Origin of the sequence: Rhizobium bangladeshense, from assembly GCF_017357245.1 — a bacterium.
Classification (GTDB): Bacteria; Pseudomonadota; Alphaproteobacteria; order Rhizobiales; family Rhizobiaceae; genus Rhizobium; species Rhizobium bangladeshense.
Genome location: NZ_CP071612.1, coordinates 2258885 through 2282597, shown reverse-complemented (window position 1 = coordinate 2282597; position 23713 = coordinate 2258885). Strand labels below are relative to the sequence as shown.

Sequence of the window (23713 nt, the reverse complement as noted above, 5' to 3'; positions counted from 1 at the left end):
CATCACGAAGCACGGTTTGCCGCTTTACGGCAAGGATGCTTTGAGCTAGCAGGGGCCAAGAATTTCGGCTGCGGCGAGCTCGCGCGGGATTCACTTATCTGCTTGTTGACAATGTGTTTTCGGCCGACATTTGCGAATGCGGCTCGGCAGTCGTTGAAATTCGAACCAGGTGCGAGGGCGGCAGATGACGACGACCGACACGGAAGACCGTATTCGCCGGCGCGATGACGAGGAAGCGGATATTTACGACGAGGACGGAAATGTCCGCGGCGATTTCCTGGCGCTCGTCGGTGCCGCGATCGCCGATCGCGATACGTTGTTCCTGCGCGGGAATGTCGCCCGCCTGCATGAATCCGAAATAGGCGACCTGCTCGAATCGATCCAGCCGGATCAGCGCCTGGCGCTGGTGCGCCTGCTCGGCGAAGACTTCGACATGACGGCGCTGACCGAGGTCGACGAGGCGATCCGCCGAGAGATCGTCGACCAGATGCCGAACGAGCAGATCGCGGCCGCCATCGGCGAGCTCGACTCGGACGATGCCGTTTACATTCTCGAAGAGCTCGATAAGGAGGACCGGGAAGAAATCCTCGCCCAGCTGCCGTTTACCGAGCGGGTGCGGCTGCGCCGGGCGCTTGACTATCCCGAAAGCTCGGCCGGGCGCCGCATGCAGACCGAGTTCGTCGCGGTGCCGCCATTCTGGACTGTGGGTCAGACGATCGACTACATGCGCGACGAGGAGGATCTGCCTTATTCCTTCTCTCAGATCTTCGTCATCGATCCGACCTTCAAGCTGCTCGGCGCCGTCGATCTCGATCAGATCCTGCGCACCAAGCGGCAGACGAAGATCGAACAGATCATGCGTGAGACCAATCATCCGGTTCCCGCCGAGATGGACCAGGAGGAGGCCGCCCAGCTCTTCGAACAATACGACCTTCTCTCGGCTGCCGTCGTCGACGAAAACGGCCGGCTGGTCGGCGTGCTGACCATCGACGACGTCGTCGACGTCATCCACGAAGAGGCGGACGAGGACATCAAGCGCCTCGGCGGCGTTGGCGATGAAGAGCTGTCGGACAATGTGATATCGACGGCGCGCTCGCGTTTCCTCTGGCTTTTGATCAATCTCGGCACGGCGATGCTGTCGGCCAGCGTCATAGGCCTGTTCGACGCCTCGATCGAGAAAATGATCGCGCTTGCGGTGCTGATGCCGATCGTCGCCTCGATGGGGGGCAATGCCGGCACGCAGACGATGACGGTGACGGTGCGTGCTCTCGCCACCCGCGATCTCGACATCTACAATGCCGGCCGCATCATTCGCAGGGAAGCGGGGGTCGGCATTCTGAACGGAATGGTCTTCGCCACTATCATGGGCCTTATCGCCGGCACCTGGTTCCAAGACTATCAGCTCGGCGGTGTGATCGCGGCGGCGATGATCATCAATCTGATGGCGGCCGCCCTGGCTGGCATCCTGCTGCCGCTGCTGCTCGACAAGATGGGAGCGGACCCGGCGATCGCATCGTCGGTGTTCGTGACCACGGTAACCGACTGTACTGGCTTCTTCGCCTTTCTCGGCATTGCCACGTGGTGGTTCGGGATCTGACGGATCGCCGAAATTGACTATTACGTAAAAGTCAATATTATTGCCGGTTCGACGACGGGGAAGACATGCCGGTGAACAAATATTATAGCATAACGGAGCTGACGCGCGAATTCGGTGTATCCACGCGCACGCTCCGCTTCTACGAAGACGAGGGACTGATCCATCCGGAGCGGCGAGGGCGCACCCGTCTCTTCCGGCCGGCGGACCGACGGCTCATCGGAGAAATCCTGCGCGGACGACGGATCGGCTTCACCATCGCGGAGATCCGCGAGATCATCCAGGTCTACAAGGAGCCGCCAGGCGAGCTCGGCCAGCTAAAGCTGCTGATGAAGCGCGTCGACGAGAAACGTGAGGACCTGCGCCAGAAGCGCAAGGACATAGACGACACGCTGACGGAACTAGACAATATCGAAGAGGCCTGCCTCGGCCGCCTCGCCGAAATCGGCGTCACCACCTGAGAATTGCCGTGGAACGGTTGCGGAGATTACTGCGCCTCGGCGCTGCATTGGCCAGCGATCGTCTGGACCTCCTCATTAGTCTCTGGATCGATCTTGCCCGTCTGCAGCGGCGTGAGAAGAGCGTTGGCCTGCAGCCTTTCGAGCGTGCACTGGCAGAAGGCCCTGCATAGGGCCTCGCCTTGCTGCTTGACGCAGGCGGCGTTGCATTCCCTTAGGTAAGTTTCGGCGGAATCCGGCTGCGGCGGCGGGACCACAATGGAAAGTCCGTAAGCGATCGCGATCAGAACGGGCTGATGAATGAGGTAGAAGGCAAGGCTGTGACGGCCGAGCCTGGCCGGCCACCAGGAGCCTGTGCCGATCGCCGCAAGCCAATGCGGCAGTCTGGTTCTGATGGCGATCAAGGCGACACTCAGCCCCACAAAGAACGGCAGTGCCCAGGGAAACAGCGGCACGTAATCGTTCGAGCGCTGCGGCGTTTCGGCAAGGCCGATCCAGGCGAGATATCTGGGATCGAAGAAGGACGAACGGAGCAGGCCTGGTGTGCCGAAAATGTCGAGAATCCAGGCGGCAAGGAGCGCGACTGTGGTGAGGAGCGTGAAGGCGAGCGGCAATCTCATAAAGACGATGCCGATGAGCGTGAGCACCGCGATACAGTGCAGGATGCCGAAATAGATCCAGGTGTCCGGCATTGCGATGCGGGTGGCGATCGAAATGACCGCGGCTGCTCCGGCAATCATGGCGAGACGTTTCCAGAAGGACGGCCAGCGAATCGTCGGCGTGCTGGAAAGCACAAGGCTTATGCCGACAATGAAGAGAAAGGTCGTTGCGATCGCCCGGGCATAGATCTTCAGCCAGCCGGTCTCGGCGGTGCCGGGCGCGAGATAGGCCATGAACTCCATGTCCCAGGTGAAATGGTAGCTCGCCATGGCGATCAGCGCGACGCCGCGCGCCGTATCCAAGAGACCGATGCGCGGTGGTCTTGCCGCCGCATCTGCCTTCATTGCCGGCATTGTCATCACAGTCCCCCGGTCGAAGCATTTCCGTCGCTCGACGGCATGTCGCGGCGAATAGCAGAAAGCTGAAGATCTGATGGCGGCCTTCCATCCATGATCGCCAGCCGCGCCTCCGAAAAGAACTGCCGCCGTGCCAGCACGAAGATGACGACTGAGGTCGTCAGCATGAAAACATAAGGATTGATGAACCAGCCGAGATAGCCGATCGACAGGAAGATCGCCCTCAGACCCTCGTTGAAATTGCTGCCCGCGATGACATTCATGCGGATAACGCGTTCGGCCGCCCGCTCGGCGGCGATAATGTCGGCTTCGGTGTCGCGCATCATCGGGATGGAACCGAAAAGAATGGTGCAATAGTTGAACAGCCGATAGGACCAGCCGAACTTGAAGAAGGCATAGCCGAAAAGCGTCGCCAGGCCGCCGACCTTCATCTCGAAAGAGCCATGGCCGCCATGGAGGACGAAGGGCAGGTCGGCAAAGACGGCGTCGACTTTCTCCGTCGCGCCGAGCAGGGCGAAGCAGCTGCCCATTGCGAAAATAGAGGTGGAGGCGAAAAAGGCCGTGCCGTTCTGCAGGCCGGCCATGATCTGCGTGTCGATCATCTTGAGGTCGCGGCGCAGCGAATTGTAGATCCACTCCCGCCGGCGTTCGGTCATCGCATGGGTCAGGCTGGTGCGGCCGAAGAAGGTGCGGCCCTTCAACAGCCAGGAATAACCCACCCAGACACAGGCAAAAAAGGCCAGAGCGATATAATCCGCCGTCGTCATCAATGATTCAGTCTCCGCGTGTATGCGGCCACCTTACATATGCGCTGCAATGCTGCAATGACCGGTGAGCCGAGGCCGCCGAGATTAAGAGCGCCGCACGCCATATCGCTTTGAAAAGCGATTCCGATTTTCCGGGCTCTGCGCTAGTGTGAAATGTCGCATCGACTCCATGCGATGTCGGTTCGCCGCGTGGATCCGAAACCGGCGGCGTTTAAATTTTGTACTCCAGTGTTCAGAAGGCGCATCCATGTTTCTTTCGGTTTTCGACGTGTTCAAGATCGGTGTCGGACCGTCGAGCTCGCACACAATGGGTCCGATGTCGGCCGCCAACCGGTTTCTCGATCTGATCCTGTCGAACGAATGGCCGCGCCCGTCAGGTGCACAGGTTGCCGCGATCAAGGTCAGCCTTCATGGCTCGCTCGCCCATACCGGGATCGGCCATGGGACGGGCAGGGCTGTCATTCTCGGGCTGATGGGCGAGGCGCCCGACAGTGTCGATCCCGACAAGATGGACGGCATCATCGATATGGTGGAGCGCATCGGTCGCATCACGCCGCCGGGCCATCCGGCCTACCAGTTCCAGCCGAAGACCGACCTGATCTTCGACAAGAAACAGCCGCTGCCCGGCCATGCCAACGGCATGATCTTCTCCGCTCATGACAAGGACGGGCGGCTGCTCCTCAAGCGCATCTATTATTCGGTCGGCGGCGGCTTCGTCGTCACCGACACCGAGCTGGAACAGATGCGGGCGAAGAAGAATGCCACGGGCGGGGTTCGCGTGCCCTATCCTTTCGCGACAGCCAAGCAGATGCTCGAGATGGCGGAGCGCTCCGGGCTTACGATCGCGCAGATGAAGAGGGCCAATGAGGAGAGCCAGCGCAGCCAAGAGGAGCTCGATCGGGGGCTCGACCGCATCTGGGAGGCGATGCGGTCCTGCATCGAACGCGGTCTCAAGGTCGAGGGCGTCATGCCCGGCGGTCTCAACGTCAAGCGCCGCGCCCGCCGAATCCACGACAAGCTTCAGGAGGAGTGGCGCAGCAATCGCGTCAATCCGCTGCTCGCCAATGACTGGCTCAGCGTCTATGCGATGGCTGTCAACGAGGAGAATGCAGCGGGCGGGCGGGTCGTCACGGCGCCGACCAATGGCGCGGCCGGCGTCATTCCAGCAACGATCCGCTATTACGAGCATTTTCACGAGGACTGGGACCAGAAGGGTATCCGCGACTACCTGCTGACGGCAGCAGCCATTGGTGGCATCATCAAGCACAATGCCTCGATCTCAGGCGCCGAGGTCGGCTGTCAGGGCGAGGTCGGCTCGGCCGCGGCGATGGCGGCCGCGGGTCTTGCAGCCGTGATGGGCGGCACGCCGGAGCAGATCGAGAACGCCGCTGAGATTGCACTCGAACATCATCTCGGCATGACCTGCGATCCGGTCGCGGGCCTCGTGCAGGTTCCCTGTATCGAGCGCAATGCGCTCGGCGCAGTCAAGGCCGTCACCGCGGCATCGCTCGCCGTCAAGGGCGACGGCCAGCACTTCGTGCCGCTCGACGCCTGCATCGAGACAATGCGCCAGACGGGCCACGACATGAGCGAGAAATACAAGGAAACCTCGACGGGCGGCCTGGCCGTCAACGTTGTCGAATGCTGATAGTAGGGACTGCTTCGCTTCATACTTGACGCCCGCTGCCAAAAGGATTTCAACGGCGGCATGGCATTGCATCTCATCAAACTCTGTGTCGGCGCCGACTCAATCGAGGATCTGCGCGAATGGGTGGCGGAGCGCTCTCTGCGCGCCATCGCCGCCGGACTCGAACCTCATTCGGTGCACACCACGCGCATGGTGCCCAAACGCATGGCGGAGCTCCTCGACGGCGGTTCGCTCTACTGGGTGATCAAGGGACAGGTGCAGGCAAGGCAGAGGCTGCTCGACATCGTGACATTCACCGACGACGAAGGGATTTCACGCTGCCGCCTGATGCTGGGTCCGGAGGTCATCGAAACCGCGGTACAGCCGAAGCGGCCTTTCCAGGGCTGGCGCTACTATACGCAGGATGACGTGCCGCCTGATCTGACGAGCTTGGGCGCCGGGATCGCCGAAATGCCCGCGGACCTGCGCCGCGAGCTTACAGAGCTCGGCCTACTCTAATTTCCATCGCCCAAAACGCCGGCTTCGGTAACAGCAATCAAATTTCAGCGCAGACGCAGCTGCACAGGCGCGCTGCCGTCCGGCGACGTCACATGCAGATGAATGCGGGCTTCAGGCTGCGAATAGCGCCAGGCGCGGGCGCCGTGGCAAAGCAGCAGATTGATGAGATCCCGGGTCTTTGCAGACTTCGCCCTCGGCCGTTGCAAACCGATTTCGGCAAGTCGCAGAGCGGCTTCGTGCAGCGGATGCAGGGGCGAGCGCCCCTTGGCTCCGATGCGGCGGTCGCCTGGCATTCCCGGAACATTCTCATTGATCGCCATTGTTTTCCCCGTACGCACTACTGATCGAGTTCAAAAATGGTGGCCGGAAACGCAAACACCGATTCCGGCCGTTACCAATGCCGCCGACCATGTTGCTGGCAGCACCGAATAGCTCATTGGGCGGCCGCCCAGCACTTGATGCCGGCCTTCTTCAAGGCCTTGCAGGCGTTGACCGCATCACGCTGATCGTCAAAGCCGCCGAAGCGCGCGCGGTAGACCTGGTCATTGCCGGTGCCGTAGGCGACCGCGAAGGGCTTTGCCGAGGCCAGTGCCTTGCCGCCCTTGCTCTTGGCGCCCTCCAGGAGGTCCATGGCCATCTGCCGGCTCGGCGAGACGCCGACCTGTACGACCCAGCCTGCAGGCGCAGGGCTGGCGGGGGTGGTGCTGGTCGAAGCGGTCGTGACGTGATCGACGGCGGCGTTATCCTGTCCAGCAGGTGCGGCGACCGGAGCCTGCTGCTTGAAGCTCGTGGTCTTGACCTTGGTCGGCGCCGGCATCGTCTGGGCGACCAGAGGGTTGTCGGACTTCGGCGCCGATGTTTCGGTATAGGCGACTTCGGCCTCGGCCACCTGATAGCGCGCGTCCGGCAGAGGACCCTTATGTGGCAGGCTGAGATCGGCGGCGGCAGCGGCGGCAACCGGCGTCTGCGCCGCGGTGATCGTCTTCGCGACCTGCTGCGGGGCGACCGCTTGTCGGGCCTTCTGCGGCTGAACGGGAGCGGGCGTTTCGATCATCGCCGGGGCAGGGGTTGCCTGAGCCATCAGCGCCGAATTTCCGCCGCGGCTCGACGCCTTCGGCAGATAAGTAGCGATCAGATTGCGCATCTGGGCATCGCGAGCCGAGCCGGAAGTGCCGCCGAGAACCACGCTGACGATCGACTTGCCGTCGACCTGCACCGAACTCACAAGATTGAAGCCGGCGGCGCGCGTATAACCGGTCTTAATTCCGTCGACGCCACGCACTGAACCGACCAGGCGGTTATGGCTACGGATCGTGCGGCTGCCAAACTTGAAGGCGCGGGTGGAGAAATAACCGTAATATTGCGGGAAATGCTGGCGAAGAGCGATGCCGAGGCGGGCCTGGTCACGGGCCGTCGTCATCTGCGCCGTGTTCGGCAAGCCGTTGGCATTGCGGTAGGTCGTGCGCGTCATGCCGAGAGCATGCGCCTTGGCAGTCATCAGTTGGGCGAAACGATCCTCGCTGCCGGCGAGCAGTTCGCCAAGGGCGGTCGAGGCATCATTAGCCGACAGGGTGACGAGACCGAGGATGCCCTGTTCCACGGTAATCGTGCCGCCTGCGCGCACGCCAAGTTTCGTCGGTGCTTGCGCTGCGGCATGAGCGGAGAAGGGAACTGGTGTATCGAGACGGATGCGACCCTGCTCCAATGCTTCAAAGACCATGTAGAGGGTCATCATCTTGGTCAGCGAGGCAGGGTATTGCAGCCGATCGGCATTCTCGCTGTAGAGAACGTTGCCGGTCTTGGCGTCGACGACGATGCCGGCATATTTCGGATTGGCCGTTTTCGCTTCGACACTTGCCGAATCGACCATGATGATCGTGACAGCCACCGAAAGGATCGCCAACAGCTTTGCAACAAAGCTGCCGGACCGGGACGATGATACGGAGGAGACTGACGTTGACACTATTCCACTCTTCGCTTGCATTTCAGATATTGGGCAGGAACCGCACACCCCCCGCCGCACAGCTCGTCTTTTGAAATTACCGATTCAGCGTTACCAATCCGTTTATGATGAATCGTTTCACTCCCTATCCGCGAGCATTTTAGGGGCTTGTCGCAGAACGGTTCACAAGACGCGCCTCCACAAAGATGCGGATCGCGGCATCAATATGTTCCCAGTCGGCGAGATGGCTGCTGGAGAAGCGGTAAAGGACGCTCAGATCCTTGCCGACCTTGATGTCCCGCTGGCAATCTCCACTTGCAGCCTTGTCCTGAGTTGAAGGCAATATGCAGCGCACGACGTAGTCCGACCCGCCCTTGACGGGTGCCGTGAGCAGCACTTCGCCGCCATAACCGGCGTCGGCGCGGAGCCGATGGAGCGTCAATCCGTCCCGGAAAGGCTCGGCTGCTCCTTCGATCAGATGCGAATAGATCGGCTCCAGCCGGCCGGACATATCGCGCGACATGGTGCTCTGGGCGATCTGCAGGAAGATGAGGTCGGAGGACTGGGCGATATCGTCGAATCGCAGACGGTTGTCCTTGCCGTAACCCGACATGGAGGGCCAGGTAAGGTAGAGGTCGACGCGCTCGGCTGCCCCGTTATGCCTCTGGCTCGGGAAGCGGATGGTATTCTCGAGGAATCGTACAGTGTCACGGCCGATGGTCAGCGTGATTTCCGCCGTGCTGTCGGTATTGCCGGCGAGCGAGATATGCCGGCCGAACCAGCGGCCGGCGATACTGATGGCGACGGTCAGGACCGCCAGGATGGCGATTGCCGCCATCGCGCGCAGGAGAAACCCCATCGAAAGAATCGGTTGCTCGTCGGGTGCGCTTTGCGCGGCTTGGCTCATGGCGGTTCTTCGCGTTTCGGTCCGCCGCAGGAAGAACATGAGCCGCCGGTGCCGATAATGAATCTCATCGGCATGATCGGACCGGCAGGGTTAAAAATTCACTAAGATTTGAGTTGCAGCTGTACCGGAATGAATCCCTGTCCCAAAAAGGAGTGAGCCGTTCCCGGGACAGCGGGAACGGCTCTTGGGCACCGGTCGGGGACGGGATGCGGGGACTGACCGGGCCGAAACCTGTGCCGGCTTTGCCGGCAAGCTGGCTTACTTGACGCTGCCGACTGCGACGGTGCGGCCGTCCTGAAGCTTCGACCAGCGGGCCGGATCGCTGGCGGACTGGCGCTTGAGATAGGTGTACTCAGTGTCCGACCATAAAAGGACCTTATTGCGCATGTTGTCGAGAATGAAGTCGCCGCGATCGGTGCGGACCGTCAGCACGGCATGGCCTTCGCCGTTCGGCTGCAGCACGACCGTGATCAGCGTGTCTGATGGCGAGAAGCCGTCTTCGATCAACATCTTGCGCTTCAGGAGGGCGTAGTCCTCGCAGTCGCCGACGCTGGTTGGATAGGCCCAGCGCTCTTCGACACCGTAGATCTGTTCATCCGTCTCCGGCTGGATCGATGAATTGACTGCGTAGTTGACCTTGAGAATCTCCTTCCAGCGATCCTCCGTGAGGATGGCTGGCCCGGCATCGCCGCCGGCATAGGTGCACTCCCTCGGATTGGTCTTGCAGAATTCATAGTGTCCGATCGGCGGGCTGGCATTGCCTGCCAGTGCCATGCTGGCGGGCGTTGCCTGTCCCGAGCCGGCCATTGCCATCATGATCGCACCGGCCAGCAGGCCGCCTTTCAAGACATTCGCAGTCGTCATTGCCGTCTCCCCTGAGTTGAGACGACAATGACACGGACGTTTTTATCTCACGCAAAATTACGCAATAGAATTATATGCTTAGTTAAATCAAATGCAGATCAAACTTGGTTCGAATGCAAATAAAATTCGATGCGCATTTGTGTCAAATTTCATTAAAATTGTCGTCGACGCGACAAGGACTTCGCTCATCGAAAGCCTGCGCTGCCGTTGCGGCGTTAAGATTTTTCGCTGAGCCGGATAAACGCCGGTGGCCCTGCGGTGGGATGGGTGCGGTGGCGATGCAGGTGGAATTCGCGGGTTTGAATAGGCCGAAAGCAGAATATCGCTCCGATTCCGGACTCAGCCAGCAAAATTATTTTTGAGGGAAATCGCGGAATCGATCGGTGGCGGCGACGATTGCCGCGCTCATATCGGGATTTGCGGTGGAATGAGAGGCGTGGGGAAGGATTACGAGCTCGCTTTGCGGCCAGGCGCGGGCCAATTCCCAGGCGGTGATGAGCGGCGCCTCGATGTCGAACCGTCCTTGCAGCAAGATGCCGGGAATGCCGGCAAGCCGCGCTGCGTTCTTCAAGAGTACGCCCTCCTCAAGCCACGCGCCGTTGACAAAGTAGTGGGTGATGATGCGGGCACGGGTCAGCACGTAAGCCGGATCGGCCCAGCGGCGCGGCAGCCCCTCGGGATCGGCAAGCAGGATCGAGGCGGCCTCCCAATCATGCCAGTCGCGCGCCGCCTTCAGACGCGTCTGCGGATCTGGATCGTTGAGGAGGCGGTGATAGGCACCAGCCATGTCCTCTTCGGACCCCAGCGTGCCAGAGGGGACACCATGACGGAAACTGTGCCATTCTTCGGGAAAAAGCGGCGCCATGCCGCGACAGAGCCAGTCGATTTCCGACCGCCGCGTCGTGGTCACGCCCGATATGACCATCGCCCCGACGCGCTGCGGATGAGTCTCGGCATAGGCGAGCGCCAGCGTCGAGCCCCAGGAATTGCCGAAAAGCAGCCAGCTGTCGATTTCAAGAAAGAGCCTCAGCTTTTCGATATCGGCCACGAGATGCCAGGTCGTATTGAGCGAGAGGTCGGTTTCGGAATCTGCGGCGCTCGGCAAGCTTCGGCCGCAGTTGCGCTGATCGAAGAGGATGATCCGATAGGCATCCGGGTCGAATTGCCGGCGGGCCGCGGTCGAACAGCCGGAGCCCGGGCCGCCGTGCAGGACGAGCGCCGGCCGCCCCATAGGATTGCCGCAGGCTTCCCAATAGATCAGGTTGCCATCGCCCGTATCGAGCAGGCCATGATCATAGGGGTCTATTTCCGGGTAGAGAGCTGACATCGGTGCACCTGCGGTCGAGCGGAGGTTATCCATCATATCCTCGACCGAGTGAAGACGGATCGCTGCCAATTTCGCGCGACCCGTATCCGGTCGGTGTCGCAGCTTGTTCCACTTATAAAATCGATAGTTTACTGGTGGGAACGACTTGCGTCAGGATTTCGCGCCAGCTTTCCAAAGCCGGATTTGTTGCCGCTTGCAGATTGCTTGCCGTGAAGATCGCGCCTTTCAAAACGACCCGAGCCCGTGCGCTCCGGTTGGCAAACGCGCTCGGCGCAGTCTCGAATCGACCCGCCCCGAAGATTGCGCAAGGCAGCGTTTTTCAGGTTGTCAGAGGAATTCCCGCAGCGTCTCACGGGACTGGATCGAGAGGAATTCGATCGCTACGCCTTCGACGAAGTGGCGCACGACGCGGCCGCGCATGTTGCCGAGGCGCACTGCCGTTCCGATCGAGGGACGCATCTCGACGTCGATGGCTGCGCCGGATAGCGAAAGGTCCATGATGCGGCAGCTATATCGCGTGCCGTCTTCCAGAGTGAGTTCGGTCTTGACGTCACGCGGCGTCAGACGGTCATGGCGACGATCCTCCGGCAGGCCGAGTTCGTGCTTGTTCGCAAGCCATGTGAGCTGGGCGGCGAGCTTCTCGCGTTTGCGCTCGGTGGCATTGATCGACATGGTGAAGCCGCGGCCGTCAAGGGTCTGGACGTAACCTTCGACGCGCCCGAGATGATCGATATAGGCGACGACGCGTTCGTTGGCGCGCGGCCGGCCGGAGCAGGTGACGTACATATCGCCGGGCGACATGTCGATCACCATGCATTCGAACTCCTCGTAGTTCGCAAGCATCAGCCGGCCCTGCATATTGATCGGCACGCGCTGGAAAACGCCTTGTTCAGGGCGCGGCGCAGGTCGTTGCGTCTGAGCTGGCTGGAACGAGTGCATCAAAGGGCTTCTTCATGAAAACTGGAGAGATCAATCATTACCCTCAATCCATTAACAGATGGTTGTCTCGCCCCATTGTGACATAGCCGAAAACGAGCATGCGCCTTGTCCTGAAACGAGACGCTCAACGCGCGTCGGCACTCAGCAGCTGCGACACCATCCGGCGCATGGCCTGGCCGAATCCGATGCCTTTTGCCGCGACGATCTCGTTGATCGGGCGCGCTTCGACCGGTGCGGCCTTGCTGAATTTTTCGGGCAGCAGACGGCTGCGGTCCAGCGCGAGGAATTCCAGCGGGACGATCTCCAGCCAGCTCGCAGCCGCCGTCGGTGCGATCGCGCCGAGCAGGCGGTCGCAGGCGCCGTCTGACGAGCGCAGCGGCATCATGATGATCTCGAAGGAAGCCTGATGACCGACTGTACTGTAGCCGGTGGTGTTGAACAGGGCCGGCATGGCGTGGTCCATGACGCCCATCGCCGTGCGTTCAATATCGGCGTGCTGGCCATGCGCCCAAAGGGACGAAAAACGTTCACCGCGCAGGTCGCGCCCGAAGAAATCACAGATGCGGGTGCCGGCGAGCCGGAAAACGATGTCTCCGTCGTCGCGCGCCTCAAGGATGAAGAGACTCTGCAGAAGATGAGGAACGGCGGAAGGTTCGACCTGTGATTTCAGCGGCGCATCGGCAGCGCCACGGATACGGTTCCAATAGTCAAAAATTTCGATGGTCGTTTGCACACGCATTTCACACCAACCTGTCCCATTCCGGATCATTTTCGGGCAGTCATTGCCCGGACAGCTTCTACCTTGCGGATTTCATGCCAAATCCCGGTCGTTAAGGTTAAGAATGGGTTTAGGTTGAGGTGCAGTGGCTGGCGTGACACTGTCTCGCCAACACTTCGACGTTCGAAGTTCTGCACAACTGCTGGGGCCGAGGTCTTTCCTCAAGCGCCAAGTTCGCCGTCCGCCACGTCGGACGGCTTTTTTTTTGATCATCCCTCCTGTATGGCTGAGGCCTCAACGAGGCGAACACAGATGAATGAGCAGACGGGCGAGCCGCAGAAGGCGCCCGAACCTTCCGAGGTCCAGCCGCCGGCGCGACCCCAGCGCGTACCGGTCTTCAACCTTCCGCCGGCGCTGCTCTTCAGCCTTTGCCTGCTCATCCTCGTCTATGCGGTGCAGGCGCTCGTTCTCTCGGACGATGCGGTGAGCTGGCTGCTGTTTACGTTTGGTTTCGTTCCCGCCCGCTACGTCATTCCGCTGTCGCAGCAGGGTCTGGAATTGTTCTGGACGCCCGTCACCTATTCGCTGCTGCACGGCAGCGCCCAGCATATCGTCTTCAACGCCTTCTGGCTGATGGCCTTCGGGGCACCGGTCGTACGCCGCATCGGGACGCTGCGGTTCCTATTCTTCTGGATCTTTTCCGCCGCCGCTTCCGCCGCCCTGCATACGACGCTTAACTGGGGAGACGTATCTCTGCTGATCGGCGCGTCGGGCGTCATTTCCGGGCTGATGGGAGCCGCCTGCCGATTCGCTTTTCCGCCTGACCGGCGACCGATGGCGGTGGCGCATCTCAATGCCCGACTGTCCATTATCGACGCGCTGAAGAGCCGGACCGTCGTCATCTTCATGCTGCTATGGCTGGTCGGCAACGCCCTGATCGCCGTCGGCATCCCGCTCGTCGGCGACAGCGATCAAGAGATCGCCTGGGATGCCCATATCGGCGGCTTCGTCTTCGGCTTCTTTTTGTTTTCGCTGTTCGACCGGGCGCTTCGGCCGCCTGCGGAACCGACCGAACCGGAGAAGGATATGTTGCAATCCTGAGCCGGGCAGTGCACGATCGAACGATCCGTGTTTGGGGGGAGAAACCGCCGCGGACGCCTGTGACACCCGTCACAGTATCGACATAGGAGGTTCGAATGACCAGTTCAGTCAAAGCAATCCTCGACCTGAAGGGCAGGGACGTCGTCACCGCCGGGCCGAACACCACCGTCGCAGAGGCGGCCGTCATTCTGAGCAAGAAGAGGATCGGCGCCATCGTCGTCGTCGGCATGGAAAACCGGATTTCCGGCATGTTCACCGAGCGCGATCTCGTCCATGCAATCGCCAAGCACGGCAAGGAAAGCCTCGATCAGCCGCTCTCTCAGCTCATGACGTCAAAGGTCTACCGCTGCAACGAGGAGACGACCGTCAACGAACTGATGGAACTGATGACCAGCCGCCGCTTCCGCCACGTTCCGGTGGAAAGCAACGGCAGGCTTGCCGGCATCATCTCGATCGGCGACGTGGTGAAATCCCGGATCGCCGAAGTCGAGCGTGAGGCCGAGGAGATCAAGGCCTATATCGCCGGCTAAGGTTTCGCCTGTTGCTTTACGCGATCTCTAGTCCCCGATTGCGGAGCCCTCCACGACGGTTAGGCTCCTTTCAAAACCTTAGCAGGTCAAATTCCGCCCTGTCCCACAAGTGAGATGTTGTGCCAGGCGTTGCCTGATGCCTTCGGGTCGACGTTGATAGCCGCCGTTCCAACAGGTTGACAGCATCCGTCGCCGTCGATCGCAGAGCACCGTGATCTTCCGCCGCAAGCGAAAAACGCGTTGTGATCCGGCGGAAGATTCACACGGCGTCAGACCAATCCACATCCTCTTAAAGCGTTTGATCGCCCACGCCGTCGATAAGCCAATCGGCAAAACGTTTGGCGAGGCGCCGCTGGGCGCCGCTTTTCGGATAAGCGAGATAGTGGCCGATATAGCGACTGTCCCTGCAGACGGGAAAGAGTCGTACCAGTCGGCCATTTTCGAGTTCGCGCCTTGCAAGAGTGGTCGACTCCAACGCGATGCCAAGTCCGTTTGCCGCGGCGTCAACTGCAAGAAAACTTCTATCGAAGCTCATGGCAGGCAAAGGAGGAGGGCCGAGGTTGTTGAGTTCAAACCAATCGATCCACTGAATCCGTTTCAAGTCGCTCCGGATAAGCGGCACGCGGACCAGATCCCGCGGAGATTTCAGGCGCTCCGCCATTCCGGGGGAGCAGAGAGGAGAGACTATCTCCTCACCGAGCGGCACAACAATCAAGTCCTCGCGGTTCGATGGCTCGCCATATACGATGTCGACGTCGAAAAGGCCGTCGACAAATCGGGCATAGCTAGTACTCGCGGCGACCCTGACCTCGACCCCTGCGTAATGCGCGAGAAAATCTGGGAGACGAGGCGACAGGACTTGCGCGGCATAGCTCGGGGCACAGTGGACACGGAGAAGATGGGCCTTGTTGGATGAAATGGTCTCAACACCACGGCGGAGTTCCTCGAACGCGTTCGACGCATGGGACAGAAGCGTCTGGCCTGCAAGCGTCAGTGTGACCTTGCGTGTGCTGCGTTCGAAGAGAGACGTGCCCAAATCACGCTCAAGTTTGGCAATGGCGTGGCTGACGGCGCTGGGCGACAGATGCAGCTCTTCCGCCGCCGCTCGGAACGAAGCAAGCCGGGCAGCTGCTTCAAAGATGCGGACCGCAGATAAGGACGCCAACTGAACCATGGAATTAGTGAACCAGATTCACCTACCGTTGTAAACTTCACGTTTGTCCAGGGCCATCAAGTACGTCAGTTTCCAAACCACAAGGCGACTGACTTGTCCATGATTTGCCAGATGCTCGGGAAGCATCGGGAGGAGATTACATGCTTTTGAAAGGGAAGACCGCGGTCATTTCCGGCGCGGCGAGCAAGCGCGGCATCGGCCGTGCGACCGCACAGCTTTTTGCGGAACATGGCGCCCGTGTTGCCATCCTCGATATTGATGCTGATGCCGCAGCGGCAGCCGCGGCGGTGTTGCCAGGCGTGGACGTCGGCGCACATTTAGGATTCCGCTGCGATGTCGCCGACAAGGGCTCCTGCCAGGAGGCCGCATCCAAGGTGATCGAATCCTTCGGCGCGGTGAATGCCTTGATCAACAACGCCGGCATCACGCAGCCTGTCACAACGCTCGATATCACCGAAGTCGACTGGCAGCGGATCGTAGCCGTCAACATGACCGGCGTGCTGTTCCTCAGCCAGGCCTTCATTCCATACATGCGCGATAATGGAGGCGGATCGATCGCCTGCATGTCTTCGGTCTCGGCGCAGCGGGGTGGAGGCATCTTTGGAGGCCCTCACTATTCCGCAGCCAAGGCAGGCGTGCTTGGTCTCGCCAAGGCAATGGCGCGAGAATTTGGCCCCGCCGGTATTCGCGTCAACTCGGTGACGCCAGGTCTCATTCAAACGGATATCACCGGAGGCAAGCTTACCGAACAGATGCGCGCCGACATCATCAAGGGGATCCCGTTAAGTCGGCTCGGCGACGCAGCCGACGTCGCAAACATTTACCTATTCCTCGCCTCGGATCTGTCGGCGTACGTCACGGGCGCTGTGATCGATGTCAACGGCGGCATGCTGATCCACTGAAATCCAATCAGGAGATACATCCGAGCATGAGTCAGATCGGTCACAATATCAGCCTCACCGAGCGCGCTCGCCGCATCCGGCGTCACGCGCTTCGGATGGGCGAAGTCCAAGGGCAAGGCTACATCGCACAGGCACTTGGCGTCGCCGACGTCCTCGCCGTTTCGTACTTTCACGCCACGAACTACCGCCCGGACGATCCGGAATGGGAGGGGCGGGACCGCTTCCTCCTGTCGATCGGGCACTATGCCATCGCTCTCTATGCCGCGCTGATAGAAGCCAAGATCATTCCGGAAGACGAATTGGAAACTTATGGCACAGACGACAGCCGCCTTCCGATGTCTGGAATGGCTGCCTATACGCCCGGCATGGAGATAACGGGCGGATCGCTCGGTCATGGCCTCGGCATTGCCGTTGGAATGGCGCTTGCCCTGAAGCGGAAGAAATCGTCCTCCTTCATCTACAACCTGTTCTCCGACGGCGAACTCGACGAGGGTTCGACATGGGAGGCGGCGATGTCTGCCGGCTCCTACAAACTCGACAATCTGATCGGCATAGTGGACGTCAACCAGATGCAAGCAGACGGCCCATCGATCGGTGTGCTCAACTTCGAGCCGCTTGCACCCAAGTTCGACGCCTTCGGCTGGTTCGTCCAGCGGGTGGATGGCAATGACATCGATGCGCTCGTGAAGGCATTCGACGCAGCCCGGCAGTATGAGGAAGCGAAGCCGCGCATCATCATATGCGACACGAAGATGGCGAAGGGAGTGCCGTTCCTGGAAGCACGCGACCGTAACCACTTCCTTCGCGTGGAACCCCACGAGTGGGCGGACGCGCTCAAAATCATCGACGGGGGGGTGGAAGCATGAGACGTTCGAAATATATCCGACCGGCACACCTCGGCGCCAGCAGCGACAAGCCTCGGCTGACAACCTCGGCGATGATCGCATCCATTGCCGGTCCCGACCAGCCAACGCGGCCGGCGCCTTTCGGCAATGCTCTGGCAGCTCTGGCCCAAAAGGACGACCGGATCGTCGGCATGTCTGCGGACCTGGCGAAATATACGGATCTCCATGTGTTCCGCGCTGCACATCCGGACCGCTTCTACCAAATGGGGATGGCGGAACAGCTACTTATGATGTCTGCCGCGGGCATGGCGCGCGAAGGCTTCCAGCCATGGGTCACGACATACGCCGTGTTCGCGTCCCGCCGCGCCTACGACTTCATATGCCTCGCGATCGCCGAGGAGATGCTCGACGTCAAGATCGTCTGCGCCCTCCCGGGCCTGACGACGGGATACGGTCCCAGCCACCAAGCCACGGAGGACCTCGCGATGTTCCGGGGGATGCCGAACCTAACGATCATCGATCCATGCGACGCCAGCGAGATCGAGCAGGCGGTTCCCGCAATCGCCGCTCATCGGGGCCCGGTCTATATGCGGCTGCTGCGCGGCAACGTTCCGCTCGTTCTCGAAGAGTACGGCTACAAGTTCGAACTCGGACAGGCGAAACTTCTCCGCGACGGCAGGGACACTCTCATTATTTCTTCCGGTCTGATGACGATGCGGGCCCTTGAAGCCGCCAAGCAGCTACGGAAGGACGGTGTCGACGCGGCGGTCCTTCACGTTCCGACCATAAAGCCACTCGACGAGCCAACCATCGTAGCCGAATGCCAGAAGGGCGAACGGCTTGTGGTCGTTGCGGAAAATCACACTGTCATCGGCGGTCTCGGAGAGGCAGTGGCCGGAACGCTGATGCGTGAGGGCGTCAGACCCTCGGCGTTCCGTCAGATCGGCTTGCCCGACGCATTCCTTGAGGCCGGCGCCTTGCCGACGCTCCACGATCAGTACGGGTTGTCGACCCTCAGGGTGACGGAGGCGGTCAAAGCCTGGCTCTCGATCTGACGACGTCGGCCGGTTGAGGAGATGCCGGCCGGTTTAACAAGCTTGTTTTGGAGGATGGATATGAGCTTGCAGATAAATAGAAGATCATTCCTGGCGACCGCGGCTGCCGCGCTCGCGGCCCCGGCGATCCTGCTCTCAAGCCGATCCGCCAACGCCGCCACCACGCTGACGCTCGGTCATGGTGCAGCACCTGGCAATCCGAGAACGGTCGCCGCCGCAAAATTTGCGGAACTCGTCAAACAGAAAACCGATGGCCGCGTTCAAATCAATGTCGCTGGCGCCGAAACACTGGGCAACGACTCGGCCATGCTGACCAGCCTGAGGACGGGGGGCCTCGATTTCACCGCCAACAGTCAGGGCGCCACATCCGCGATTGTTCCGGAGCTGAATGCACTCGGCCTGCCTTTTCTGTTCGAAAACACCGATAAGGCGATGGCAGTCCTCAATGGGCGGGTTGGAGCCGAACTCAACAAGCGGTTTGAGGCGGTCGGCGTCGTGCCCCTGGACTGGTGGGATAACGGCATCCGTCATCTCACGAATTCGAAGCGGAAGGTCGCCTCGCCGGAAGATCTGAGCGGTTTGAAGATCCGCACCCCGGCCGATCCCATGACGATCGACATCTTCCAGGCGCTCGGAGCTGGTACTGAACAGATCGCATTCAGCGAACTCTACATCGCTCTTCAGCAGGGCGTAGTGGATGGGCAGGAGAACCCTCTCGCAAACATTGAGAGCTCGAAGCTGCACGAAGTCAACAAATATATCAGTCTGACCGCGCATAAATGGGAATCCACGCCCTTCCTCATGTCGAACATTGCGAAGGCCCGTCTTGGCCCCGATCTCGAGGCCGTCAGCGCTGCGGCCAAGGAAGCCGGCGAGCTCCAGCGGCAGCTCTCGAGGGACAAGGCTGCGGAAGTTCTCGAGAACTTCAAGAAGAACTCCGCCGTAGAGGTCGTCGAAGTCAACCACGATGCATTCGTTAAGGCGACCGCTTCCGTTGCGGACATCTGGAAGAAGAAGTCCTTCGGCGATTTCGTCGCCCAGGTGGAAACCGCAGCGAGGGGCTGAGTCCCTCTTACGATCCGGAGGCCTCATGAGCAGGTTTTATTCCGCCGTCGATCTGGTCGCCGGCATCATAGTCGTATTCGCCCGACTGGTTATCATCGTTAGCGGCATTGGACTGACGATGGTCACGGCGGCGAATGTGGCCGTCCGATACGTCTCGGCAAGCGGGGGGCTGTCATTCGCGCAGGAGCTGCCGATGCTGATGTTTCCATGGTTCGTCATCGCCGGGATTGTGATCGCAGCCCATGCCGGCGGGCACATGGCCGTGGAGTGGCTTTACGACAAGCTTGACGGGAAGCCCCGGACGACGGCCCTGGTCGTGGCGAATACGATCAGCGTCGCCGCGTTCCTTGTCCTGGCATATCAGGCGACGGTGGTTGCCGAGATTGCCGGCGCCGAGCACAGTCCCGTCCTTCAGCTTCCGAACAGCATCGGATACTACTCGCTTTCGATCGGCGCCGTGCTCGTGTCCACCGTCACCATCGCCGCGACCGCCCGCGTTCTGCGTCTGGGCTGGAACCATCGCCTCGAAATCAAGACCGAGGATATGGCGCTATGACCCTTGTGATGATCTTTTCCTTCTGCATTCTCATGGTCCTTGCCGTTCCGGTGGGTTACGCGCTCATTATCGCAGCCGGACTCGGGGTGCTATTCAACGGATACGTTCCCTTGTCGGTGGTCGCCCAGCAGGTCTATGACCAGACTCAGTCCTTCCCGATGCTGGCGCTTCCCTTCTTCATGCTCGCGGGTACGCTCATGCTCGGTGGTGAGCTCGGGCGTCAGCTCCTGGAGCTTGCATCCCGTGCGATGCAGCGTTGGCGGGGTGGGCCGCTTTCGACCACGGTCGTATCCTCGGTTGTCTTCGGCGGCGTGTCCGGTTCGGCGGTGGCGAATGCAAGCGCACTCGGCTCGGTGCTGATCCCATGGCAGAAGAGGCACGGGTTTCCGCCGGCGCTCTGCGCTGCAAACAATGCGACGTCGGCCGTGATCGATGTCCTCATTCCGCCGTCTATCCCAATGATCCTTTATGCCCTGATAAGCGGCGTCAGCGTCGGCGACCTGTTCATATCGGGCGTCATTCCGGGTCTGATCATGGCTGCGAGCTTTGTGTTCGTCTGCTGGTTTATCTCGGTCAGACGTGGATACGAGGCGCAGGCTGTGAAGGTGCGCAAGCGGGAGCTTGCCAGCCTGGCGCTTCGAAGTTTCCCCGCGATCCTGCTTCCGATCGTCATTATCGTGCTGCTGCGATTCGGTTTCGCGACGCCGACGGAGGTCTCGGTCCTCTCGGTGGGCTACTCGCTGCTGCTCAGCATCCTGTTCTACCGAGATCTCACCTGGAAGCGCTTTTGCGAGAACATGGTCGAGGCTGGCGTCGCGACGGGCGTCGTGATGCTGGTGATCATGGGTAGCGCGGCGGTCGGCTGGGTGCTGACGTTCGATCAGGCCCCGCAGCAAATGGCCGAATGGGTTTCCGCCCACATCTCCAGCCCAATCGTCATCATTCTCATGATGAACGTCATCATGCTGGTCGTCGGCATGCCGCTCGACATGCCACCGGCTATCCTGTTGCTGGGACCGATCTTCGTCCCTCTCGCTGACTCCATCGGTCTGGACCGCGTCCAGCTCGGGCTCATGATGGTGATCAACCTCGGGATCGGACTGTACACGCCGCCGATCGGCACGACGCTGTTCATCTCATCGTCCATCGCGAAGGCACCGCTCGGGACGACGACCAGCGAACTCTGGCCGTATTTCGGGATGGCAATGCTTCTCCTGCTCGCGATCAGCTTCGTGCCCGCGCTGACGATCTACTAAGGGGCGAGCGATGAGCGATACTCCAAGAAATGTAATCACAGTCCGGGGGCTCACGAAGTCCTACGGCGCGACATCCGTTCTTAAAGGTGTCGACCTCTCGGTCGCGCGCGGAGAGGTTCATGCCTTGCTCGGCGGAAACGGCGCCGGCAAGTCGACGATGATCAGGATCATCACAGGCGCGTCGTCGAAGAACGATGGAGACATCCGCTTTTTCGACAGCGATGGAAGGGAGCGAAGCGAGACCGAGGGCAGGGGAAAGGTCGCTGTCGTGCACCAGGAACTTGCGCTCCTGCCGCATCTGACTGTCGCCGAGAACATCGCGCTGCCGCGTCACAGGAAGGCTTCCGGGCTGTTCCGGCGCCGGGCCGCGGCGGAACAGGCGTTCGACGCGTTGCGGATGATCGACCAGGACTTCGCTGCTAAGTCCGTGCACAAGCTGGTGGGCAGCCTCAGTCTGCACGAAGGTCAGATGGTCGAAATTGCCAGGGCTCTTTCGTCGGGTGCGGAGTTGATCCTTCTCGACGAGCCGACTGCCAATCTCACCGCTGTGGAAACCGAGAGGTTGTTTGCCGTCCTGAGGCGGCTTACCCGCGATAACGATCTGTCAGTCGTGTTCGTCTCCCACCGGATGAAGGAGATCCGGCAGATCGCAAACGTCTGCACAATCATCCGCGACGGCCGAACCGTCCTCGATCGGCAGGCGATGGAGGAGCTGACGGACGCCGACATCATTGAAAAAATGGGGCAGGTGGCCGGCTCCCTTGCGGCGGAACGCGCGCCCCCGACCACGCTCCGGCCCGGTGCTTCCGCCGAGAGGAACACGCTCACTATCAAGGAACCCGGTTTCAAGCTCGAACTGCTTCCGGGGACTGTTCTGGGCGTGGCGGGCGCATCGGCCGGGCCTGCGACCCTTATCGAAGGATTGACGGGCGCCGCCCGCAAGAAGCGCTGGACCGTCGCGCGCGCGGCATGGCCGGATCAGTTCGGGTCGCCGCGAACCGCCGCACGCCTGGGGGCTGGGTTCGTGACAGGAGACCGTGCTCACAAGGGGGTTCTTCACAGTCTTCCGATCATAGACAACGTCATGGCTTCCCGACGCGTGATCCGAGGCGCCGCGATTGCCGGCAGCTCTGAAGGAGCCGAGTGCCTTGATCTGTTGAAGGCACTCAAGGTCAAGGCGGCTTCCATCTGGGATTTGCCTAACACGCTGAGCGGCGGGACGCAGCAGAAGCTGTTGCTCGCCCGGTGGCTGGGCGTGCCGTCCCGGCTGCTCGTCCTCGAGGAGCCGACCAGGGGCGTCGACATCGGGACCAAGCGGGAGATCTACCAGCTCATCAGACAGATGGCGGCCTCGGGTACGGTGATCGTCTGGTGGTCGACCGAAAATGCAGAACTGCTGGAGGTCTGCGACCGCGTCATAGCCTTCGACACCGAGGGACGGTGTGCGGGCGTCCTGGAGCAGAACGACTTCAGCGAAGAGAAACTCGTAAGTTTGACTGGAATGGCCGCATGACTACGACCCAGACACAGACAGCACCGGCGGAGGCTTCGACGCCCGAGATCAAGCGCAGGGAAAGTCTCGTTGGCGCATACCGGACCGAGATTGCCATCGCTCTGGCTATCGTACTCCTTGCGCTTGCTGTCGGCTCTCAGGTCCCCCAGGCGCTGACGTGGGGTAACTTCGCCAACATCACCCAGGCCGGTGCTCCGCTCATTATCATGTCGCTCGGCGTGCTTCTGGTCGTCGTCACGGGCGGAATCGACCTGTCCGTCGGATCGGTCTTCTCACTGACCGGGATGGTCACGGCGCAGGCGATGGCCTATGGGTTCGGCGGCGTATCTGCGAGCTTTGTCGGTCTCTGCGTCGGGTTACTTTTCGGATCGATCAACGGCTTCCTTGTCACGATCGCCGGTCTTGCTCCTTTCGTCGTAACCCTGATCACTTTCGCCGTCGCAGGATCGCTGGCATTCATCGTGACGAACGGACGCTCCATGCCGATCGGCGATCCGGACTTCTGGCTGCTTAACAGTGGCAATTTGATACCGGGCGTGCCGAACTACATCCTGTTTTGCATTGTCCTTCTGATCGCGATGGAACTCTTCCTCAAGAAGATGGTCGCCGGTCGCTGGTTCTATGCGGTCGGCAGCAGCTCGACGGCGGCTTACCTGCTCGGGATTCCGGTCAAACGTACGAAGTTCATGGCCTATGTCGCCTCATCGCTGCTTGCGTCGTTCTCTGGCCTGCTGACGATCTCATACATTCTCAATGCTGAATCCACGGCCGGATCCAGCCTGATGCTTCAGGCGATCGCCGCGGTCGTTATCGGCGGGGCTAGCCTCCTGGGCGGAACGGGGACTGCCGTCGGCGCCGTGCTTGGCGCCCTGATGATCACGGTGATTCAGAACGGCGTCAACCTCATAGGAATCAACAGCTTCTGGCAGGGGTCGGTCACCGGCGCCGCCATTCTCATCGCGGTCCTTATCGACCGCTTCAGCAAGTCGCGGCGGGGGGCCGTTTGACATCAACCCGGCCTAAGCCGGTCTTTTGGAG

24 protein-coding genes are annotated in these 23713 nt (G+C 60.8%); 14 read left to right on the top strand and 10 right to left on the bottom strand.

Features of this window, described 5'->3' with window-relative positions:
- Positions 1-184 precede the first annotated feature (184 nt).
- Together mgtE and J2J98_RS11130 are read left to right on the top strand one after the other, a co-directional pair.
- Positions 185-1597, top strand: coding sequence for a magnesium transporter (mgtE, locus tag J2J98_RS11135; RefSeq protein ID WP_207601068.1), 1413 nt, complete (start codon positions 185-187; stop codon positions 1595-1597).
- A 65-nt stretch (positions 1598-1662) separates the two neighbouring features.
- A complete protein-coding gene (locus tag J2J98_RS11130) occupies positions 1663-2055 on the top strand; it encodes a MerR family transcriptional regulator (RefSeq protein WP_011425479.1) in 393 nt (130 codons plus the stop codon).
- 26 nt (positions 2056-2081) lie between these two features.
- Here the strand turns inward: J2J98_RS11130 and J2J98_RS11125 are convergent, their stop codons facing one another.
- Positions 2082-3071 (bottom strand): heparan-alpha-glucosaminide N-acetyltransferase, encoded by a 990-nt coding sequence (locus tag J2J98_RS11125; protein WP_138395228.1) that lies wholly within the window; start codon positions 3069-3071, stop codon positions 2082-2084.
- A complete protein-coding gene (locus J2J98_RS11120) occupies positions 3071-3835 on the bottom strand; it encodes a DUF599 domain-containing protein (RefSeq protein WP_207601067.1) in 765 nt (254 codons plus the stop codon). Before J2J98_RS11120 ends, J2J98_RS11125 begins: the two co-directional genes overlap by 1 nt.
- 247 nt (positions 3836-4082) lie before the next feature.
- Between J2J98_RS11120 and J2J98_RS11115 the strand changes: the two genes are divergently transcribed.
- Both J2J98_RS11115 and J2J98_RS11110 read left to right on the top strand, forming a co-directional pair.
- The gene (locus J2J98_RS11115; protein WP_207601066.1) at positions 4083-5483 is read left to right on the top strand and encodes an L-serine ammonia-lyase; all 1401 of its coding nucleotides are present in this window, start codon (positions 4083-4085) and stop codon (positions 5481-5483) included.
- A 60-nt stretch (positions 5484-5543) separates the two neighbouring features.
- Positions 5544-5981, top strand: coding sequence for a DUF1489 family protein (locus J2J98_RS11110; protein WP_064710522.1), 438 nt, complete (start codon positions 5544-5546; stop codon positions 5979-5981).
- A gap of 44 nt (positions 5982-6025) precedes the next feature.
- Here the strand turns inward: J2J98_RS11110 and J2J98_RS11105 are convergent, their stop codons facing one another.
- The 7 genes from J2J98_RS11105 to J2J98_RS11075 form a co-directional block, all read right to left on the bottom strand.
- On the bottom strand, positions 6026-6301 hold the full coding sequence (locus tag J2J98_RS11105; RefSeq protein WP_064710523.1) for a hypothetical protein: 276 nt from the start codon (positions 6299-6301) through the stop codon (positions 6026-6028).
- Between the two features lie 113 nt (positions 6302-6414).
- On the bottom strand, positions 6415-7965 hold the full coding sequence (locus tag J2J98_RS11100) for a D-alanyl-D-alanine carboxypeptidase (RefSeq protein ID WP_207601065.1): 1551 nt from the start codon (positions 7963-7965) through the stop codon (positions 6415-6417).
- A gap of 118 nt (positions 7966-8083) precedes the next feature.
- The gene (locus tag J2J98_RS11095) at positions 8084-8869 is read right to left on the bottom strand and encodes a hypothetical protein (RefSeq protein WP_207601064.1); all 786 of its coding nucleotides are present in this window, start codon (positions 8867-8869) and stop codon (positions 8084-8086) included.
- Positions 8870-9088: 219 nt separating this feature from the next.
- Positions 9089-9694, bottom strand: a complete 606-nt coding sequence (locus J2J98_RS11090; protein ID WP_064710526.1) for a transglutaminase-like cysteine peptidase — start codon at positions 9692-9694, stop codon at positions 9089-9091.
- A gap of 352 nt (positions 9695-10046) precedes the next feature.
- Complete coding sequence (gene pip / locus J2J98_RS11085) at positions 10047-11021, bottom strand: prolyl aminopeptidase (protein WP_207601063.1); 975 nt, start codon at positions 11019-11021, stop codon at positions 10047-10049.
- A gap of 327 nt (positions 11022-11348) precedes the next feature.
- Complete coding sequence (locus J2J98_RS11080; RefSeq protein ID WP_207601062.1) at positions 11349-11960, bottom strand: PilZ domain-containing protein; 612 nt, start codon at positions 11958-11960, stop codon at positions 11349-11351.
- A gap of 124 nt (positions 11961-12084) precedes the next feature.
- The gene (locus J2J98_RS11075) at positions 12085-12729 is read right to left on the bottom strand and encodes a PAS domain-containing protein (RefSeq protein ID WP_207601061.1); all 645 of its coding nucleotides are present in this window, start codon (positions 12727-12729) and stop codon (positions 12085-12087) included.
- Positions 12730-12990: 261 nt separating this feature from the next.
- Between J2J98_RS11075 and J2J98_RS11070 the strand changes: the two genes are divergently transcribed.
- Positions 12991-13779 carry a rhomboid family intramembrane serine protease gene (locus J2J98_RS11070; RefSeq protein ID WP_064710530.1) on the top strand — a complete coding sequence of 263 codons (789 nt, stop codon included), beginning with the start codon at positions 12991-12993 and terminating at the stop codon, positions 13777-13779.
- Positions 13780-13874: 95 nt separating this feature from the next.
- A complete protein-coding gene (locus tag J2J98_RS11065; RefSeq protein ID WP_207601060.1) occupies positions 13875-14309 on the top strand; it encodes a CBS domain-containing protein in 435 nt (144 codons plus the stop codon).
- Between the two features lie 289 nt (positions 14310-14598).
- Here the strand turns inward: J2J98_RS11065 and J2J98_RS11060 are convergent, their stop codons facing one another.
- A complete protein-coding gene (locus J2J98_RS11060) occupies positions 14599-15483 on the bottom strand; it encodes a LysR substrate-binding domain-containing protein (protein WP_207601059.1) in 885 nt (294 codons plus the stop codon).
- 140 nt (positions 15484-15623) lie between these two features.
- Between J2J98_RS11060 and J2J98_RS11055 the strand changes: the two genes are divergently transcribed.
- Genes J2J98_RS11055 through J2J98_RS11020 form a run of 8 tightly spaced genes read left to right on the top strand, consistent with a single transcriptional unit; the run spans position 15624 to position 23682 of the window.
- Positions 15624-16385: an SDR family NAD(P)-dependent oxidoreductase gene (locus J2J98_RS11055; RefSeq protein ID WP_138395220.1), complete on the top strand. Its 762-nt coding sequence runs from the start codon at positions 15624-15626 to the stop codon at positions 16383-16385.
- Between the two features lie 26 nt (positions 16386-16411).
- Positions 16412-17251: a transketolase gene (locus J2J98_RS11050; protein WP_138395219.1), complete on the top strand. Its 840-nt coding sequence runs from the start codon at positions 16412-16414 to the stop codon at positions 17249-17251.
- Complete coding sequence (locus J2J98_RS11045; protein WP_138395218.1) at positions 17248-18285, top strand: transketolase family protein; 1038 nt, start codon at positions 17248-17250, stop codon at positions 18283-18285. The genes J2J98_RS11050 and J2J98_RS11045 overlap by 4 nt, the downstream gene beginning before the upstream one ends.
- Before the next feature lie 60 nt (positions 18286-18345).
- Positions 18346-19350, top strand: coding sequence for a TRAP transporter substrate-binding protein (locus J2J98_RS11040; RefSeq protein ID WP_138395217.1), 1005 nt, complete (start codon positions 18346-18348; stop codon positions 19348-19350).
- Positions 19351-19375: 25 nt separating this feature from the next.
- Positions 19376-19906: a TRAP transporter small permease gene (locus J2J98_RS11035; protein ID WP_138395216.1), complete on the top strand. Its 531-nt coding sequence runs from the start codon at positions 19376-19378 to the stop codon at positions 19904-19906.
- The gene (locus tag J2J98_RS11030) at positions 19903-21162 is read left to right on the top strand and encodes a TRAP transporter large permease subunit (RefSeq protein WP_138395215.1); all 1260 of its coding nucleotides are present in this window, start codon (positions 19903-19905) and stop codon (positions 21160-21162) included. Before J2J98_RS11035 ends, J2J98_RS11030 begins: the two co-directional genes overlap by 4 nt.
- Before the next feature lie 10 nt (positions 21163-21172).
- The gene (locus J2J98_RS11025) at positions 21173-22675 is read left to right on the top strand and encodes a sugar ABC transporter ATP-binding protein (protein WP_207601058.1); all 1503 of its coding nucleotides are present in this window, start codon (positions 21173-21175) and stop codon (positions 22673-22675) included.
- Positions 22672-23682, top strand: a complete 1011-nt coding sequence (locus tag J2J98_RS11020) for an ABC transporter permease (RefSeq protein WP_138395213.1) — start codon at positions 22672-22674, stop codon at positions 23680-23682. The genes J2J98_RS11025 and J2J98_RS11020 overlap by 4 nt, the downstream gene beginning before the upstream one ends.
- Positions 23683-23713: the final 31 nt, after the last annotated feature.

Bases quoted from the DNA above. Each gene is read 5' to 3' on its own strand.
- mgtE (WP_207601068.1), top strand. From the start codon at position 185: ATGACGACGACCGACACGGAAGACCGTATTCGCCGGCGCGATGACGAG.
- J2J98_RS11130 (WP_011425479.1), top strand. From the start codon at position 1,663: ATGCCGGTGAACAAATATTATAGCATAACGGAGCTGACGCGCGAATTC.
- J2J98_RS11125 (WP_138395228.1), bottom strand. From the start codon at position 3,071: ATGACAATGCCGGCAATGAAGGCAGATGCGGCGGCAAGACCACCGCGC.
- J2J98_RS11120 (WP_207601067.1), bottom strand. From the start codon at position 3,835: ATGACGACGGCGGATTATATCGCTCTGGCCTTTTTTGCCTGTGTCTGG.
- J2J98_RS11115 (WP_207601066.1), top strand. From the start codon at position 4,083: ATGTTTCTTTCGGTTTTCGACGTGTTCAAGATCGGTGTCGGACCGTCG.
- J2J98_RS11110 (WP_064710522.1), top strand. From the start codon at position 5,544: ATGGCATTGCATCTCATCAAACTCTGTGTCGGCGCCGACTCAATCGAG.
- J2J98_RS11105 (WP_064710523.1), bottom strand. From the start codon at position 6,301: ATGGCGATCAATGAGAATGTTCCGGGAATGCCAGGCGACCGCCGCATC.
- J2J98_RS11100 (WP_207601065.1), bottom strand. From the start codon at position 7,965: ATGCAAGCGAAGAGTGGAATAGTGTCAACGTCAGTCTCCTCCGTATCA.
- J2J98_RS11095 (WP_207601064.1), bottom strand. From the start codon at position 8,869: ATGTTCTTCCTGCGGCGGACCGAAACGCGAAGAACCGCCATGAGCCAA.
- J2J98_RS11090 (WP_064710526.1), bottom strand. From the start codon at position 9,694: ATGACGACTGCGAATGTCTTGAAAGGCGGCCTGCTGGCCGGTGCGATC.
- pip (WP_207601063.1), bottom strand. From the start codon at position 11,021: ATGTCAGCTCTCTACCCGGAAATAGACCCCTATGATCATGGCCTGCTC.
- J2J98_RS11080 (WP_207601062.1), bottom strand. From the start codon at position 11,960: ATGCACTCGTTCCAGCCAGCTCAGACGCAACGACCTGCGCCGCGCCCT.
- J2J98_RS11075 (WP_207601061.1), bottom strand. From the start codon at position 12,729: ATGATCCGGAATGGGACAGGTTGGTGTGAAATGCGTGTGCAAACGACC.
- J2J98_RS11070 (WP_064710530.1), top strand. From the start codon at position 12,991: ATGAATGAGCAGACGGGCGAGCCGCAGAAGGCGCCCGAACCTTCCGAG.
- J2J98_RS11065 (WP_207601060.1), top strand. From the start codon at position 13,875: ATGACCAGTTCAGTCAAAGCAATCCTCGACCTGAAGGGCAGGGACGTC.
- J2J98_RS11060 (WP_207601059.1), bottom strand. From the start codon at position 15,483: ATGGTTCAGTTGGCGTCCTTATCTGCGGTCCGCATCTTTGAAGCAGCT.
- J2J98_RS11055 (WP_138395220.1), top strand. From the start codon at position 15,624: ATGCTTTTGAAAGGGAAGACCGCGGTCATTTCCGGCGCGGCGAGCAAG.
- J2J98_RS11050 (WP_138395219.1), top strand. From the start codon at position 16,412: ATGAGTCAGATCGGTCACAATATCAGCCTCACCGAGCGCGCTCGCCGC.
- J2J98_RS11045 (WP_138395218.1), top strand. From the start codon at position 17,248: ATGAGACGTTCGAAATATATCCGACCGGCACACCTCGGCGCCAGCAGC.
- J2J98_RS11040 (WP_138395217.1), top strand. From the start codon at position 18,346: ATGAGCTTGCAGATAAATAGAAGATCATTCCTGGCGACCGCGGCTGCC.
- J2J98_RS11035 (WP_138395216.1), top strand. From the start codon at position 19,376: ATGAGCAGGTTTTATTCCGCCGTCGATCTGGTCGCCGGCATCATAGTC.
- J2J98_RS11030 (WP_138395215.1), top strand. From the start codon at position 19,903: ATGACCCTTGTGATGATCTTTTCCTTCTGCATTCTCATGGTCCTTGCC.
- J2J98_RS11025 (WP_207601058.1), top strand. From the start codon at position 21,173: ATGAGCGATACTCCAAGAAATGTAATCACAGTCCGGGGGCTCACGAAG.
- J2J98_RS11020 (WP_138395213.1), top strand. From the start codon at position 22,672: ATGACTACGACCCAGACACAGACAGCACCGGCGGAGGCTTCGACGCCC.